This window comes from Micromonospora sp. LZ34 (assembly GCF_052981855.1).
Map to the genome: position 1 here is coordinate 1 of NZ_JBRIQN010000032.1, position 15,087 is coordinate 15,087.

Consider the following 15,087-nt stretch of genomic DNA (forward strand, 5'->3'; position numbering starts at 1 on the left):
AGCCGCCCGCACCCGGCTCCGCTGACGCTCCGCCGGGTGCTGCCACCTGCCCACTCCTTCACCGATTTTCGGGTCAGCCTGGAGCGAGCAGAGAGACTGGATGTCCGGAGGACGCGCGCCACCCCGGGTCACTGATCTCCTGGCGTCGGGGCGCACGGGGGAGGTGGCGATGGAGACGCAGGTTTCCGCCCGCGAGGCGGAGGTGCTCGCCCTGCTGGGTGAGCACCTCACCAACGCGGAGATCGCGGCGCGGCTCTTCATCTCCGTCCGTACCGTGGAAAGCCACGTCTCGTCGCTGTTGCGCAAACTCGGCGTGCCCGACCGGCGGGCCCTGTCCGCTCTGGCGGCATCGGCCGGCGGGGCGCCGCCGGCTTCCCCGCCCCGCGTCACCGGACTGCCGCCGACCGCGAGCAGCTTCGTCGGCCGAGGGCAGGAGCGCGAGCAGTTGGCGTCCGTGCTCACGGAAGCCCGGCTGGTGACCCTCGTCGGGCCCGGCGGGGTGGGTAAGACCAGACTCGCCACCGCGCTGGCGGCCGAGCTCGCGCCACGGTTCCGCGACGGTGGCGCCTTCGTCGACCTGGTGCCCGTCCGGAGTGGATTCGTCGTTCCCGCGATGGCCGCCGCGCTCGGGGTCACTCCGGCCCCGAGCCAGCCGCTGCTCGGCGCGGTGAAGGCGGAACTCGGTACCCGGCAACTGCTGCTCGTGATGGACAACTGTGAGCATCTGCTGGACGCGGCGGCGGCGTTCGTGGCGGAGATCCTGTCCGCGTGTCCCGGGGTCACGGTGCTGGCCACCAGCCGGGAACAGTTGGGAGCATCCGAAGAGCGGGTGGTGCGGATCGGACCGCTGTCCGACCCGGAGGGGCGGACCCTCTTCGACGACCGGGCCCGGGCCGCCGGAGCGGACGTCCCGGGCGATCCGGCGCTGGTCGGCGAGCTGTGCGGCCGGCTCGACAACGTACCGCTGGCGATCGAACTCGCCGCGGCGCGCAGTGCGTCGCTGGGCCCGGCCGGTCTGCTCGCCGCGCTCGCCGATCCGCTCCGGACGCTGGCGGGCGCGCGCCGGGCCGACGCCCGGCACCGGTCCCTGCGGGCGGTCCTGACCTGGAGCTACGACCTGCTGCAGCCCGCCGAACAGGCGCTGTTCCGGCGCCTTTCGGTCTTCGCCGGGGGCTTCGACCTGGCCGCCGCGGCCCGGGTGTGCGGAGCGGGCGACATGGCGGAGAGCGCCGACCTGCTCGGCCGGCTGGTCGACAAGAGCCTGGTGACCCGGGAGCGGGACCCCCGTCGCTGGCGGCTGCTGGGCACCGTCCGCGCCTTCGCACGGGAGCAGCTCGACGCCGACCCGGCGCGCGGGGACGTGTCCGACCGCTACCTGAAGTGGGCCGCCTCGGTGGCGACAGACCTCGCCGGGCGGCTGGACGGCCACTGGCGCGACGACTACGACCTGGTCGCCGACGACCTGCGCGCCGCGTTGCTCGGTCGCCCGCCCGGCCGCGACCCGGCATCGCACCGGTTGGCCCGGGCCCTCGGCCGCCTGACGTACGCGCGTCGTTTCCTGGCCGAGTCGCTCGACTACTACCGGCAGGCGGCCGTGCTGGCGGCGGATCCGGCGGCGGCGGCCCGCGACCTGCGCAGCGCGGCGGACTGCGCGCTGATCGGCACCGAACCCGGAACCCGGGTGCTCAACCTGCTGCTCGCGGCCGCCGAACAGGCCCGCGTGGCGGGCGACGGCAACGCCCAGGCGCTCGCCCTGGCCCGGGTGGTCGAGCTGGTGTATCGCTTCGACGGCCGGATCGCCACCGACATCTCCCGCGAGCGGCTCACCGGCCTGCTGGAGCGGGCCCGATCCGCCGGGGATCCGGCCGACCCCGTGGTGACCGCGGCCATCGCCATCGCCGCGGCCTGGCACGCCGGTGATCGTCCGTACGACCCGGACCCGGCCCTCGCCGAGGACGCCGAACGGATCGCCCGCCGCAGTGGCGATCCGGTGCTGGTGAGCGCGGGCCTGGACGCGTTGGGCACGGCCGCGACCCAGGCCGGCCGGGCGGCACAGGCACGCAGAATCGGCGAGCAACGGCTGGCGCTGCTGGACTCGCTGGACCGTACCGACCCGCGGACGGCAGCGGAGATCAGTGACATCTTCCACGTCGCGGCCACGGTCGCGCTGCGGGCCGGGGACCTGCCCGGCGCGCTGCGGGTGGCTCGCCGGATGGACCGGGACGACCTGCTCGGCGACCGTTCCTACCGGTCGATCGGCACGGTGGTACCGGCCCTGGTCCTCAACGGCGACCTGGACGAGGCGCTGGCGCGGGCGGAGACGCTGTGGGAGGGCTGGCAGCGCAACGGCCGGCCGCCGAGCGGAGACGTGGCCAGCGCCATGGCGTTCGCCCTGCTCGGCTGTGGACTGCGGGGTGACCGGACGGGCCTGCCGTGCTGGCGGCACCGGCTGATCCGGTGCACCTCCGGCACGGGCGTGGACGTCTCCTCGCTGGCGTCCGCGGTGTTCGCGGCGGGCCGGGTCGCCCTGCATCTGGCGGACTTCACCGACGCGGCCCGATTGGTCGAGCAGAGCTTCGGCGAGTTCCCCAACTTCCGCTACGACACGTACGCCCGTGCCACCGGTGCGGAGCTCGCGGTCGCAGCCGGTCTACCGGGCGCGGCCGGGTGGCTCGCGACGGCCGAGCGGTCGACGGCCGACAACGCCTGGGCCGCCGCCTGCCTGGCCCGGGCGAGGGGCCGGTTGACCGGTGACGTCGACGCGATCGCCGCCACGCTCACCCGTTGGGAGCGCCTCGGTGCCCGCGCCGAATACGCCTGCACGTTGGCGCTGCTGCCCGGCCGCGAGGCCGAGGCGCGGACGGAGTTGACGGCTCTGAGCATGGAGACGCCGCACCGCTGAGCCAGGTCACGCTCTCGCCGGTGGTGGCCGGGCCGCCATCCCCCGTGGCACGGTCCGTGGCCCGATCCGTGCCGGATCCGTGGTCGCCACGGATGTCCATCGGGCCGGTGCGGCGGAGGCTGACGAGGACGTCGGCGCCAGTCGGGCGTCGGCCAACCGATCTGCGAGGAGCAGCGACAATGAGCACCCTGCAACAGACCGAGGTACAGACCTACCGCGTCTACCTGAAGGCGACCCCGGAGCAGATCTGGACGGCGCTGACCCAGTCCGACTGGACCCAGCGCTACGGCTACGGCGGGCGCGTCGACATCGACACCCGCCTGGGCGGGGCGTTCCGCCAGTACGCCAGCGAGGCGATGGTCGGCCCGGGCGTCAGCGTGGTCGTGGTCGAGGGCGAGGTGATCGAGGCCGACCCGAACACCCGGCTGGCACTGACCTGGCGGATGATCGGCGATCCCGGCATGGCCGCCGAGACGCCCACCCGGCTGACGTACGAGATCGGCCAGGACGAGCGGGGACTGACCACCCTCACGGTCACCCACGACGTCACCGACGCCCCGCAGACGGCCGCCCTGGTCGGCGGCGCTCTGCCCGGCACCGGCGGCGGCTGGTCCTTCCTCCTCAGCGACCTGAAGTCGCTGCTGGAGACCGGCACGGGCGTGGCGGGCTGACGGTGTAGCGGCGGGAGCCGGGGCGTCCGAACCGGCTCCCGCCGACCCCTACCAGCTGCGGGGGCGCGGGTGGGTGCCGTACCGGTCCGCCGGCCGGGGCCGACCCGCCCGCACCCCCGGCGCCGGTACCGGACCGGTCGCCTCAGCCGCCACCGCCGTACCGGGACGACCGGAACGGGCCGTGCCTTCCGCAGTCGCGGCCTGGCCAAGCTCTGGCCAAGAACGATCTGAACCGGGTGCGCTGGACGGTCCGGTGGGTCCCGCTGGGGCGCCGCAACGCGCGACGCCCCAGCGGTGCAACCGTTTGGTTCAGCGACGGATCGGCAGCCGGTAGACGCCGCCCGAGCCGGTGCCGACGTACAGCCACTGGCCGTCAGGGCTCGCCACCAGTGACCGCACCGACGGATCGGGCAACCCGACACTGATGTTCACCCAGGTACGACCGCCGTCCGTGCTGTGCAGCACGCCCCGGCCGCCCTGGATGAGGCCGGCCGCGGAGTACGCGCTGGTGCCGGCGTACAGGGTGCCGCCGGACTCGACGATCTCGCTGACCCGGATGGGTAGCCCCTGCCGGCCGGCACCTATCTGGTGCGCGACCCTGAAGGTCCGCCCGCCGTCGGTGCTGACCCGGATCTGCGGGCCGCCAGCGACGATCCGCCGGCCGTCCAGGTGCAGTGCGGTGACCGGGCCGTCGAGCACCTTGACCCGGGTGGCGCCGCCGTCGTCGGAGCGCCACAGGCCGTTCTGGTCGCCCAGCCACAGCCGCTTGGCGTCCCTGGGGTCACCGGCCACCGCCGAGTACAGCGACTTGTGGTCGATCTTCTTGAACGAGGTGCCGCCGTCTCGGCTGACGAAAAGTCCGGCGCCAACGAGGTCCTTGTAGGCGATGAAGATCTGTCGGGGGTCGGCCGGGTGCACCTCCAGGCGGCCCAGCGGGGTGAGATCGTTCAGGACCACGGTCGACCAGGTGGCGCCGGCGTCGCCACTGCGCAGCAGCCGGATGCCGAACCAGGCGTTCATATCCAGCTTCCAGACCGTCCGCGGATCGGTCGGGGAGACCGCCAGGTCGCGTACCATCAGGCCGACCATGCCCTCGCCGCCGGAGGTGCCCCAGTCGAGCCGGCCCGGGTCGGCCGGCATCGGGGCGCGGTAGAGGTCGGCGTCGGTGCCGGCCAGCAGCTGTCCGCCGGCCACCGCGAGCGCGTTCACCGACTGCCCGGGTACGCCGAGCCGGGTGAAGGTCTTCGTGTCGCCGGTGGCGTACACGCCGACGCCCTCCATCCCGAACATCAGCGTCCGGTCGTCGCCGGGCCACTGCGCCACGTCGTACGTGATCGCGTGCACCGGCTTGTCGACCTTGGTCCAGGTCCGGCCCCCGTCGCGGCTCAGCTGCGTCTCCTGGTACGCGTCGGCAAGCAGGGTGTTACCGATGCCGCTGAGCGCGAAGAGGAGGCTGTCGAGTCCGATGAGCCGCTGCCAGGTCGTACCGCCGTCGGTGGTGCCCCAGACGGTGTTGTCGCCCTGGCCCACCGCCACCGTGTCGCCGGCCACGGCCAGGCTGCTGGGTGCGGTGTCGTAGCTATCCGCGGAGCGGACGAGTCGCGGCGTGCCGGACAGCCCGGCCCACCGCCAGATGCCGTCGTCGGCCGCCACGTACAGGTCCTGCCCGGCGAACACGGTGTCCTTGACGCTACCGGTCCATGGCGCGGTGGTCGCCGCCCAGGTTTCGCCGCCGTCCCGGCTGGTCCGGATCGTGTCCGTGTTGACCGCCGCCAGCACCGCGCCGGACGGATCTTGCGCGAAGGCGTCGATCGGGGTGTCCGGGAAGGACAGGGTCTGCCAGGTCCGACCGGCGTCGTCGGTGCGCAGCACCTTGCCCTGATAGGTCCCGTCCACGTTGTTGACCGCGGCCCACATCCGGTCCGCGCGCTTCGGGTCGATCAGCACGGTCGGCTGGCCCGCGACGCCGGCCACCGGGGTGATCTGTTGGTACCGCCAGGTACGGGCGCGGTCGGTGGTGAGCCAGATCCCGGCGGTGTACGACGGCGCGACGACGAGCCGGTTCGGGTCGGCGGACGTGGTGCTCAGTTTCCCGCCGGTCGAGTGCGGTCCCACCAGGTCCCAGCGGCTGTCGCCCTGCGGTTCGGCGACCTCGAAGCTGGTGCGCCCGACCAGCGTCGGCCCGGACGCCGTAGGCACCGTGACCGTCACCGCGTAGACCCCCGGCTCGGATCCGGTGACCGGGGCCCGCCACCACAGGCCGAAATCGGACCGCGCGGTCGCCACGGTCTGCTGCCCGCCCGGCGAGCGGATCGTCACCGTGGGCGCCGCGGTGGCCGCCTCCACCGTGTAGACGAAGGCCTCGGTGTGGCCGTCACTCGGGTCGGGTGAGACGAACACGTATGGGGTGCGCACCGCGAGCAGGTACGGCACCCGCAGGTCCGCGGTGCCCGTGGGCGCGTCAACCGTCAGCCAGCCGGAGACATCGCCGCTGCCCTGGTCCGGGCCGGTGGCGGTGATCCGTACGCGCACGGTGGCCTGGCCACCGGCGGGTACGGTCACCTGGCTCGGCTCGACCCGCACCTCGCCTGGGCTGCCCTTCGCGGGCGTCACACCCAGCCGGAGCCGCGCCACACGGGCGCCGTCGTTGCGCAGGGTCACGGTACGAGCGACCTCGACCCGGTCGTGGGACAGGTCGGCCAGGCCGAACGACAGCGCGGGGGGATCGGCGGTCACGCCGGCGCGGACCGCCGCCGGGATGTCCAGCCGGCCGGCGCCGGCCACGGCCGGGTCGTTCGGCAGCGGCTTGGCGGATCCGATCAGCGCGGCGGTGACCCGTGGCGCGGGCGCGTCCGGCTGGAGCTGGCGCAGGAGCGCGGCCGCGCCGGCGACGTGCGGGGCGGCCATGCTGGTGCCGCTGAACCGGTATACGCCGGGCGTCCAGAGCGAGGTCGGCACCGACGAGCGGATCTCCACGCCGGGGGCGACGATCTCGGGCTTGAGCCGCCAGCGCGGGTCGGGGCCGCGGGAGGAGAAGCTGGCGATCTGGTCGGTGGCATCCTCGCCCGAGATGGTCACCCGGACACGTCCGACGCCCAGCAGGGTGTGCAGCTGCTGGTACTGGTGGGAATCGTCGATGTCGAGGATGACGAGCCGGTCGAAGCGCAAGTCGTCCCGGGCGCCGAGGGTCTTCGACGCCCGGGTGGCCAGCTCGCCCGGCGCGGTTGACAGGCTCGACCCGACGAAGTACCCCATCGCGGCGAGCGCACCGCGCCGTTCCGCCTCGATGAACGGGTCACTGTCCAGGTCGGGCCCGCCGTAGGGACGGCCAGCGATAAGTACGACCTTGCCGCGGACGTCGCCGGCCTTGGCGTAGTCGTCCGGGGTGCCGGCGCCGAGATCGACGACGTCCCCGGTCACCGGCTTGGCCGGCGGGTTCGCCGAACTCGGGTTACGCGTGGTCTCGATGCGCTCCCTGCGGGGGCTGACGAGGTCCGCGACCGGCAGTCGCAGGCCGCTGGTCGAGGCGCCGACCGCGAGCACGCCGTCGGCGGCGGCGGGCGTGCCGACGGTCTGCTCGCCCGGTCCGGAGTTGCCGGCCGCGGCGACCACCACGACGCCGGCCTGGGCGGCGCGGGTCGCGGCCAGTCCGACCGGATCGGTGCCGTCCCCGACGGCGCCGAGGCTCATGTTGATCACGTCGGCCCGGTACGGGTTCGTCGGGTCGGCCGCGGCCTCGATGCCGGCCACGATGTCCTCCGTGCTGCCGGACCCGTTCTCGTCCAGCACCTTGTACGCGGTCAGCGTGGCGTCCGGGGCGACGCCGGTGACCGCCATCGCGCCGCCCGCACCGGTGCCCGCGATGATGCCGGCGACATGGGTGCCGTGGGCGTGGTCGTCGACCGGGTCGGCGTCGTCGTTGGCGAAGTCGTACCCGCCGACCACCTTGTGGCCGGGGCCGTAGCCGCCGCCCAGCGAGGGGTGCCGGTAGTCGATGCCGGTGTCGAGGACCGCCACGGTGACGCCGTCGCCGCGCACCGGCCGGCCGGCCGGGTCCTTGCGCTGCCACACCTGCGGGGCGCCGATCAGCGGCAGGCTGTCCGGCGGGCTGCCAGCCGCCGCGCCGCCTGTCCTGGTGGGGAGGCTCGCCGGCACGCCGTCGACGACCCGGGTCCGGAACGTCTGTACGTCGTGCACCGCCTTGACGCCGGGCAGCCGGCGCAGGGCGTCGACCTGGTTGGCCGGCACCTTCACCGCCATGCCGGGCAGCAGGACGTGGTACGACCGCCGGTGAGTGAGGGAGATCCGGGCGCGCTTGGCCGCTTCGGTCACGCCGCGCTCGGCGCGGCCAACCGCCTCGCGGGCCTGGCGTACCCGGTCGGCCGACTGCGCGTTGACGGTGCCGCGCCCGGGCGCGGCGGCGATCGTCGGGGTTGCCTCGAACTCGACGATCACGGTTTGGGGTGGCCCGCTGGCCGGCGCGGCGGTCGCCGCACCCGCGGTGAGCAGGGTCAGAGCCAGGAGCGGGACGGTCAGTGCCGCAACGGCTCGCCTGCTGGCGGTTAAGGACACGATCATGTGTATGAAGGCAACCCGTCATGTCCGCGCCGGGCAATGGTTGGCAACGTCACGTTGGTGCCGTGGCACATCCTGGCCACGATCAGCCGTGGCCTCCAAGATGGACCCGTTGGCGGGTGCGTGTTGACGCCCGAGACGAGCGGGTGTTGCGGGCGCTGCTGACCCGGCCACAGGCGACCGTGGACGGCGTGGCCACCGCGAGCGGGCAGCACATCGACCAGGTAGCCGCCGCGCTTGCCCGGCTCTCCAGGCGGGGCCTGGCCGCCCGGCTCGCGGGCCCGCCGGACCAGTACACCGCGACCGATCCGCGGACCGCGCCGGACGCCCTGATTCACCGCGCCGAGCAAGCGCTGCGCCGGGCCCGCGACGCGGTCGCCGAACTCACCGCGCTGTTCCACACCGCTCGTACGGAGCCGCCGACGGCTGGGTCGGTCGAGGTGGTGACCGGGCACGAGATCAGCCGTGCATTCGTACGGATGCAGCAGAGCGCCCGGGTCCTGGCCGATGTGCCGTTGAAGATGCATCTGTTCGATGACCGTCTCGCGATGGTCGCGCTGGATCTCGACACGCCGACTACGCGGACCGCGCTGATGTACCCCTCGGCGCTGCTGGAGGCGCTGGCCACCGTGTTCGAGTCCTGCTGGCAGCGGGCCACACCGCTGGAGGCGGCCGCCGGTGAGGCGGGACTTTCCGATGAGCACCGCCAACTGATCGCGCTGCTGGCGGCGGGCGTCAAGGACGACATGATCGGCCGCACTGGCCACCTTCACGCGGACATTGGCCATGTCATTGGCCAACTCCCCTGGATTTGGCCAACTGCACACGAACGGGACAACAGCGGCGGCCAACTTTCGCTGGGCGATGTCAGACCCGTCTATTAGAATGTATGTACTAATCGCGTTCCTGACCTGGGAGGACGACCGTGACTGCGCCCGCCTCCGCCCCCCTCACGCCCTACGCCACGCTGCTCGGCTTCACCCGCTACGTCGACCGCACCGGCCCCACCAAGGCCACCTTCGTCGGCGGTCTGCGCAAGCAGCGGGCCAGCCGTTCCGGCTTCAACCCGCACGGCCAGTTCGTCAAGGCGCTCAAGGCCGACATCGCCTTCCACACCGGCGGCATCCACCTCGACCAGGTGGTCGACGTGGTCAAGCCCCGCTGGCGCCCGCTCTACCAGGCGCTGGTGCCCGGCGCCACTGCCTGGCTGCACTCGCTGGGCGAGCCCACCGCCGTCGACCTGGCCCAGACCCGCGACGCGCTCGCCATGCTCGGCGACCTGCCCGTCAAGATCAACCCCCATTTCGGCGTACGACACGCCGACGGCCGGGCCGAGGCCGTCCGGCTGCACTTCGACGAGACCCCGCCGAGCGAGGAGGCCGCGCTCGCCACCCTGCACCTGATGGCCCGGCACATGGACCAGATCCTCCCGCACGCCGAGCCGGTCCTGGTCGACGTGCGGCGCGGCCAGGCTCACCGGATGCCCGACGGAATCAAGCCCGACCAGGTCGAACGCTGGCTGGCCGGCGAAGCCGCCGCCTTCCGCGCCATCTGGTCCACCGCCGCCTGACCCACCCACCCACCCACCCACCCACCCACCCACCCACCGGCACGGAACACGCACGTACACAGAAAGAGTGGCTATTTCTCGTCGGATAGCCACTCTTTCTGTGTACCTGCGCGTGGTCGGGGGGTGGTTGTCCACAGGGGGTGGCGTGGGGTGGAGGGGTGGGGGAGGGTGCGGGGGTGAGTCGGGAACCCCGCCGTCCGGCGGAACTCGTCGGGCAGGTCTTCTACTCCCGGGAAGCGATTCAGCGCGGCCTGTTGACGAAGAACGATCTCCGCACGAGCGCGTGGCGGCGACTCTTCCACAACGTCTACGCCGACGCGCGACTGGAGATCTCGCACCGCACCCGCTGTCGGGCCGCCGCGTCGTGGCTCTTCCCGCCCGGGTGTGCGATAGCGGGCAGGTCCGCGGTCGCGCTCCATGGCGGGGCCACCTGCGGCCCGGACGACGACGTCGAGGTGGTCGTCGAGCCATCGACGCGGTTCGGCCCGCTGGCTGGTCTCCTGATCCACGTCGCCCCGTGGCGAGAGGGCGAGGTGAGCCGGATCGACGGCGTACCCGTCACCACCGTCGAACGTACGTGTTGGGACGTGGCGTGCTGGCTCGACGTCATCGACGCCGTCGCCCTCATCGACTCGCTCGGCCATGTCGGCGCAGTCGGACGCGCCGAGCTGGAGCGGTATCTCATGATGCGGCGCGGCGAGCGCGGCTCGCGCAGGTTCGCCGAGGCGATCAGCCTGACCGACCCCGGCGCGGAGTCGCTGCCTGAGTCGCGGCTGCGGGTGCGCCTCATCAAGGCCGGACTCCCGCGCCCCGTGACCAAGCACGTCATTACGCGAGCGGGAAGGTTCGTCGCCCGGGTCGACCTCGCCTGGCCTGAACTCAAGGTCGCCATCGAGTACGACGGACTCTGGCACCACGATCCCGCACAGTTCCATCACGACCGGCAACGCCTCAACAGAATCCTCGGCGACGACTGGATCGTGCTGCACGTCACGAGCGAGCGGATGCGCGAGGACTTCGCCGGCTTCCTCATGGAAGTCCGCGCAGCCCTAACCCACCGCACCCGCACCCGCACCCGCACCCGCCCCTGACACGCCCCCACCAACCCACCGAGACCGACGCGCGCCGCCCAACCGGACGGCCAAACAGAGAAAGAGTGGCTATTCCGCGCGGAATAGCCACTCTTTCCGTGAACGTGCGCCCGTTGAGAGACCGGGGTGGGTCAGGCGGTGAGGTACTTCTGGAGGTCGTCGAGGATCTTGTTGGCGGCGCCGACGCCGATGCCGGTCATCCAGATCTCGTCCGCGACGACGTGAGCCTTGCCCGCCTTGACCGCCGGCAGGGCCTTCCAGAGAGTGCCACCGGTGACCTTGGCCTGCTCGGCGGCGGCCTTCTCGCCGTACGCGGTCACGAAGATGACGTCACCGTCGACCTCGCTGATCCGCTCCGGGCTGACCCGGTCCATCCGCCGGTCCTCCTTGCCGACCAGCTGCTGCCGCTCCGGCCGGCCGAGGCCGGTGTCACCGATCACGATGCCCGAGAAGGAGTCCGGACCGTACACCCGGATCTCGGTGGGCATGAAGCGGACGATGGAGATCTTGCGGGTGGCGGCGTCGCCGAGCTTGGCGCCGAACTCCTTGGCCCGCGCCTCGTACCCGGCCAGCAGATCCTTGGCCTGCTGCTCCTTGCCGAGCGCCTTGCCGTCGAGGAGGAAGTTCTCCTTCCAGGTGATGCCGACCTTCTCCGTGAAGACGGTCGGCGCGATGGCGGCCAGCTCGTCGTAGAACTTCTCCTGGCGGAACTTGCTGCCCAGGATCAGGTCCGGCTTCAGCGCGTTGATCGCCTCCAGGTCGGGCTCGGTGAGCACCCCGACCTCCTTGATGCTGGCGAGCTTCTCCTCGCCGAAGTAGGTCGGCCAGCTCTTCGCCTCGCCGGCGGTGGCGGCACCGACCGGCGTGACGCCGAGGGAGAGCGCCGTGTCGATCTTGTCGGTGTCGAGCACGACGACGCGCTTCGGTTCGGCCGGCACCTTGGTGGTGCCCATGGCGTGGGTGATCTCCCGGGTCTCCCCGGTGGCGGTGCCGGCGACCGGGTCGCTCTCACCGCAGGCGGTGAGCCCGACGCCGAGGAGGGCGGCCGCGGCGAGGGCGGCGACGAGACGACGCATCAGATTCCTTCCGAAGGGTACGAGCCGGCGAGAGCGTTCCCGCCGACGGTTGGGGCGGCGCCGGACGGCGCGGCACCGGAGGGGGTGGCCAGGGTCGGACTGGTCAGCGCGGGCACCACCAGCGGCGCCCCGGTGACCGGGCAGGGCACGACCACGCAGTCGAGCCCGAAGACGTCGCGGACCAGGTCTGCGGTGAGGATCTGCCGCGGCGGCCCGGCGGCCACCACGGCGCCGGCCCTCATCGCGATCAGGTGGTCGGCGTACCGGGCGGCCTGGTTGAGGTCGTGCAGCACGGCCACCACGGTGCGGCCCCGCTCGACGCGCAGCCGGTGCAGCAGGTCCAGCACCTCCACCTGGTGGGCCAGGTCGAGGAAGGTGGTCGGCTCGTCGAGCAGCAGCGCCTCGGTGTCCTGGGCGAGCGTCATCGCGATCCACACCCGCTGCCGTTGGCCGCCGGAGAGGGTGTCCACTGGCCGGTCGGCCAGCCCGGCGACGTCGGCGAGGGCCATCGCCCGGTCCACCGCGGCGCTGTCCTGCTCGGACCACTGCCGCCACCAGCGCTGGTACGGCTGCCGGCCGCGGCCGACCAGGTCGGCGACCGTGACGCCCTCGGGCACCAGCGGGCTCTGTGGCAGCACGGCGAGCCGGCGGGCGACCTCGCGGGTGGGCAGCTCCCGGATGGCGGTCCCGTCGAGCAGCACCGTGCCGCGCCGGGGGGTGAGCAGCCGGGCCAGGGTGCGCAGCAGGGTGGACTTGCCGCAGGCGTTCGGGCCGACGATGACCGTGAACGCGTCGGCGGGCAGTTCCAGGTCCAGCCCGTCCAGCACGGTCCGCTCGTCGTAGCCGGCGACCAGGTCGCGGGTGGAGAGCATCGCGCCTCCTTCGAGGGGTCGGCGAACGGCGGCGTCGGCACGGGCCGGATCGCGAGGGCCGGGGGCGGCGGGCGTCACGACGACCGCCGGCGGCCGCGGAGCAGCAGGAACATCAGGTACGGCCCGCCGATGGCGGCGGTGAGCACGCCGGCGGGCAGCTGGGTGGGGGCGAACAGCCGCCGGCCGGCCAGGTCGGCCAGCACCAGCAGCAGCGCGCCGAGCAGCGCGGCGCAGACCAGCGGCGGGCGTTCGGCGCGGACCAGCCGCCGGGCGAGTTGCGGGGCGACCAGGGCGACGAAGTCGACCGCGCCGACCTGGGCGGTGACCATCGCGGCGGCGAACACGCCGGTGACGGCGAGCCCGATCCGGCGGGCCACCGGGCGCAACCCGATCCCCCGGGCGGTGTCGTCGTCCAGGGCGGAGCTGTTCAGCGCCCAACCGGCCCAGGCCAGCACCGGCAGCAGCGCGAGCAGGGTGAGCGCGATCCAGACGGTCTCCGTCCAGCCCTTGCCGGCGAGCGTGCCGATCAGCCAGATCTGCGCCCGCAGCCCGTCGATCGGGTCGGCGGTGAGCATGACCACCTCGGTGAGCGCCCGCAGCGCGAAGGCGACCGCCACCCCGGCGAGCACGAACCGCTGCGCGGCCAGTCCGTGCCGGGCGCCGAGGACGAGCAGCAGCAGCGCGGCGGCCAGCCCGCCGGCCAGCGCGGCGGGCGCCACCACCACCGCGGCGGCGCCGGTGGTCAGCGCCACCGTGGCGGCGAGGCCGGCGCCCTGGGTGATGCCGATGACGTCGGGGCTGGCCAGCGGGTTGCGGGCGACGCTCTGGATCAGGGTGCCGGCGATGCCGAACGCCGCGCCGGCCACCGCGGCCAGCACCAGCCGGGGCAGCCGCAGGTCGAAGACCACCAGGTCGTACGGGGTGCCGGCGCCGGAGAGCGCGCGCAGCACGTCGGCCGGGGCGACGTACGGGGTGCCGAGGGAGAGGCTGAGCACCCCGGCGGCGAGCAGCAGCACGACCAGCGTGGCGGCGACCAGCACCGAGCGGCGGCGTACCTGCATGCTGACCGGGCCGACCCGCAGCAGCGAGCGCCCGGGCAGGGCGGCGACGCCGGAGCGGGCGCGCTCGGCCGGCGCCGCGGCGGCCGGGCCGGGGGTGGCGGGGCGGGCCGGGGCGGTCACGCCGTCACCACCTTGGCGCGGCGGACCAGGAAGGCCAGCAGCGGGGCGCCGATCAGCGCGGTGATGATGCCGGCCGGCACCTCCCCGGGCGGGGCGACGAGCCGGCCGACCACGTCGGCGCCGAGCAGCAGGGCCGGCCCGAGCAGCGCGGAGACCACGAGGGTCCAGCGGTGGTCGGCGCCGGCCAGGGCACGGGCCAGGTGCGGCACGGCGAGCCCGACGAACGCGATCGGCCCGGCGGCGGCGACCGCCGCCCCGGTGAGCAGCACCGCGGCGGCGCCGCCGCCGAGGCGGACCAGCCCGATCCGGTGCCCGAGCCCCCGGGCGACGTCGTCGCCGAGGGCGAGCGCGTCGAGGCCGCGGGCGACCAGGGCGGCCAGCGCGAGCCCGGCGAGGACGAACGGCAGCACCTGCCCGGCCACCGTGAGATCCCGGCCGGTCAGCCCGCCGACCACCCAGAACCGGTACTCCTCGAAGGTGCGGGCGTCGATGCTGAGCAGCGCGTACACCACGGAGGCGAGACTGGCGTCGAGGGCCGCGCCGACCAGCGCGAGGGTGACCGGGCTGGCGCCCTCGCGGGCGCGGCTGGCGACCGCGAAGACGAGCAGTCCGGCCAGCAGCGCGCCGCCGATGCCGAACCAGACGTACCCGGCGAGGGTGCCGACGCCGAAGACGGAGATGGCCAGCACCACGCCGGTCGAGGCGCCGGCGCTGATGCCGAGGATCCGCGGCTCGGCCAGCGGGTTGCGGGTGAGGGCCTGGAAGAGCACTCCGGCGACGGCCAGCGCGAGCCCGACGGTGAGGCCCAGGGCGGTACGCGGCATGCGCAGTTCCCGGACGATGGTGCTGGCCTCGCCGCCGTCCGGGGCGACCAGCGCGTGCCAGACCTGGTCGACCGCGAGCGGCCGGCTGCCCAGCGCGAAGCTGGCCAGCACGGCGAGCAGCAGCGCCAGCGCGGCGGCGACGGTGACCGCCACCCGGCGGCCGCCACGACCGCCGGTCCGGCTGCCGGCCGGTGCCGGTCGGGTGGCGAGGGTGGTCACGGATCTCCTGCACGTTCACGCTTAGGTTCGCCTTACCTTAGCCGACCGACTTAGCCGGACCTAACTCGCGGCCGTCCATCCGCCCCCGGGCCGAGCAGGGCGGACA

10 protein-coding genes are annotated in these 15,087 nt (G+C 73.6%); 5 read left to right on the forward strand and 5 right to left on the reverse strand.

Annotation, left to right across the window (positions count from 1 at the left end):
• Window positions 1–169: 169 nt before the first annotated feature.
• Together ACVCAH_RS26980 and ACVCAH_RS26985 are read left to right on the forward strand one after the other, a co-directional pair.
• Window positions 170–2,902, forward strand: coding sequence for an ATP-binding protein (locus ACVCAH_RS26980; protein ID WP_447139020.1), 2,733 nt, complete (start codon window positions 170–172; stop codon window positions 2,900–2,902).
• Between the two features lie 179 nt (window positions 2,903–3,081).
• The gene (locus ACVCAH_RS26985) at window positions 3,082–3,573 is read left to right on the forward strand and encodes an SRPBCC domain-containing protein (RefSeq protein ID WP_447139021.1); all 492 of its coding nucleotides are present in this window, start codon (window positions 3,082–3,084) and stop codon (window positions 3,571–3,573) included.
• Between the two features lie 309 nt (window positions 3,574–3,882).
• Here the strand turns inward: ACVCAH_RS26985 and ACVCAH_RS26990 are convergent, their stop codons facing one another.
• The gene (locus ACVCAH_RS26990) at window positions 3,883–8,151 is read right to left on the reverse strand and encodes a S8 family serine peptidase (RefSeq protein ID WP_447139022.1); all 4,269 of its coding nucleotides are present in this window, start codon (window positions 8,149–8,151) and stop codon (window positions 3,883–3,885) included.
• Between the two features lie 116 nt (window positions 8,152–8,267).
• Between ACVCAH_RS26990 and ACVCAH_RS26995 the strand changes: the two genes are divergently transcribed.
• The 3 genes from ACVCAH_RS26995 to ACVCAH_RS27005 all read left to right on the forward strand — a co-directional run bounded on the left by ACVCAH_RS26995 (window position 8,268) and on the right by ACVCAH_RS27005 (window position 10,809).
• On the forward strand, window positions 8,268–9,032 hold the full coding sequence (locus ACVCAH_RS26995) for a helix-turn-helix domain-containing protein (RefSeq protein ID WP_447139023.1): 765 nt from the start codon (window positions 8,268–8,270) through the stop codon (window positions 9,030–9,032).
• 41 nt (window positions 9,033–9,073) lie between these two features.
• On the forward strand, window positions 9,074–9,718 hold the full coding sequence (locus ACVCAH_RS27000) for a hypothetical protein (protein WP_447139024.1): 645 nt from the start codon (window positions 9,074–9,076) through the stop codon (window positions 9,716–9,718).
• 176 nt (window positions 9,719–9,894) lie between these two features.
• Window positions 9,895–10,809 (forward strand): endonuclease domain-containing protein, encoded by a 915-nt coding sequence (locus ACVCAH_RS27005; protein ID WP_447139025.1) that lies wholly within the window; start codon window positions 9,895–9,897, stop codon window positions 10,807–10,809.
• A 131-nt stretch (window positions 10,810–10,940) separates the two neighbouring features.
• Here ACVCAH_RS27005 and ACVCAH_RS27010 read toward each other — a convergent pair whose 3' ends face one another.
• The 4 genes from ACVCAH_RS27010 to ACVCAH_RS27025 all read right to left on the reverse strand — a co-directional run bounded on the left by ACVCAH_RS27010 (window position 10,941) and on the right by ACVCAH_RS27025 (window position 14,981).
• Window positions 10,941–11,885, reverse strand: coding sequence for an ABC transporter substrate-binding protein (locus tag ACVCAH_RS27010; RefSeq protein ID WP_447139026.1), 945 nt, complete (start codon window positions 11,883–11,885; stop codon window positions 10,941–10,943).
• A complete protein-coding gene (locus ACVCAH_RS27015; RefSeq protein WP_447139027.1) occupies window positions 11,885–12,757 on the reverse strand; it encodes an ABC transporter ATP-binding protein in 873 nt (290 codons plus the stop codon). Before ACVCAH_RS27015 ends, ACVCAH_RS27010 begins: the two co-directional genes overlap by 1 nt.
• A gap of 74 nt (window positions 12,758–12,831) precedes the next feature.
• Window positions 12,832–13,938, reverse strand: a complete 1,107-nt coding sequence (locus ACVCAH_RS27020) for a FecCD family ABC transporter permease (protein ID WP_447139028.1) — start codon at window positions 13,936–13,938, stop codon at window positions 12,832–12,834.
• Window positions 13,935–14,981, reverse strand: a complete 1,047-nt coding sequence (locus ACVCAH_RS27025; protein WP_447139029.1) for a FecCD family ABC transporter permease — start codon at window positions 14,979–14,981, stop codon at window positions 13,935–13,937. Before ACVCAH_RS27025 ends, ACVCAH_RS27020 begins: the two co-directional genes overlap by 4 nt.
• Window positions 14,982–15,087: the final 106 nt, after the last annotated feature.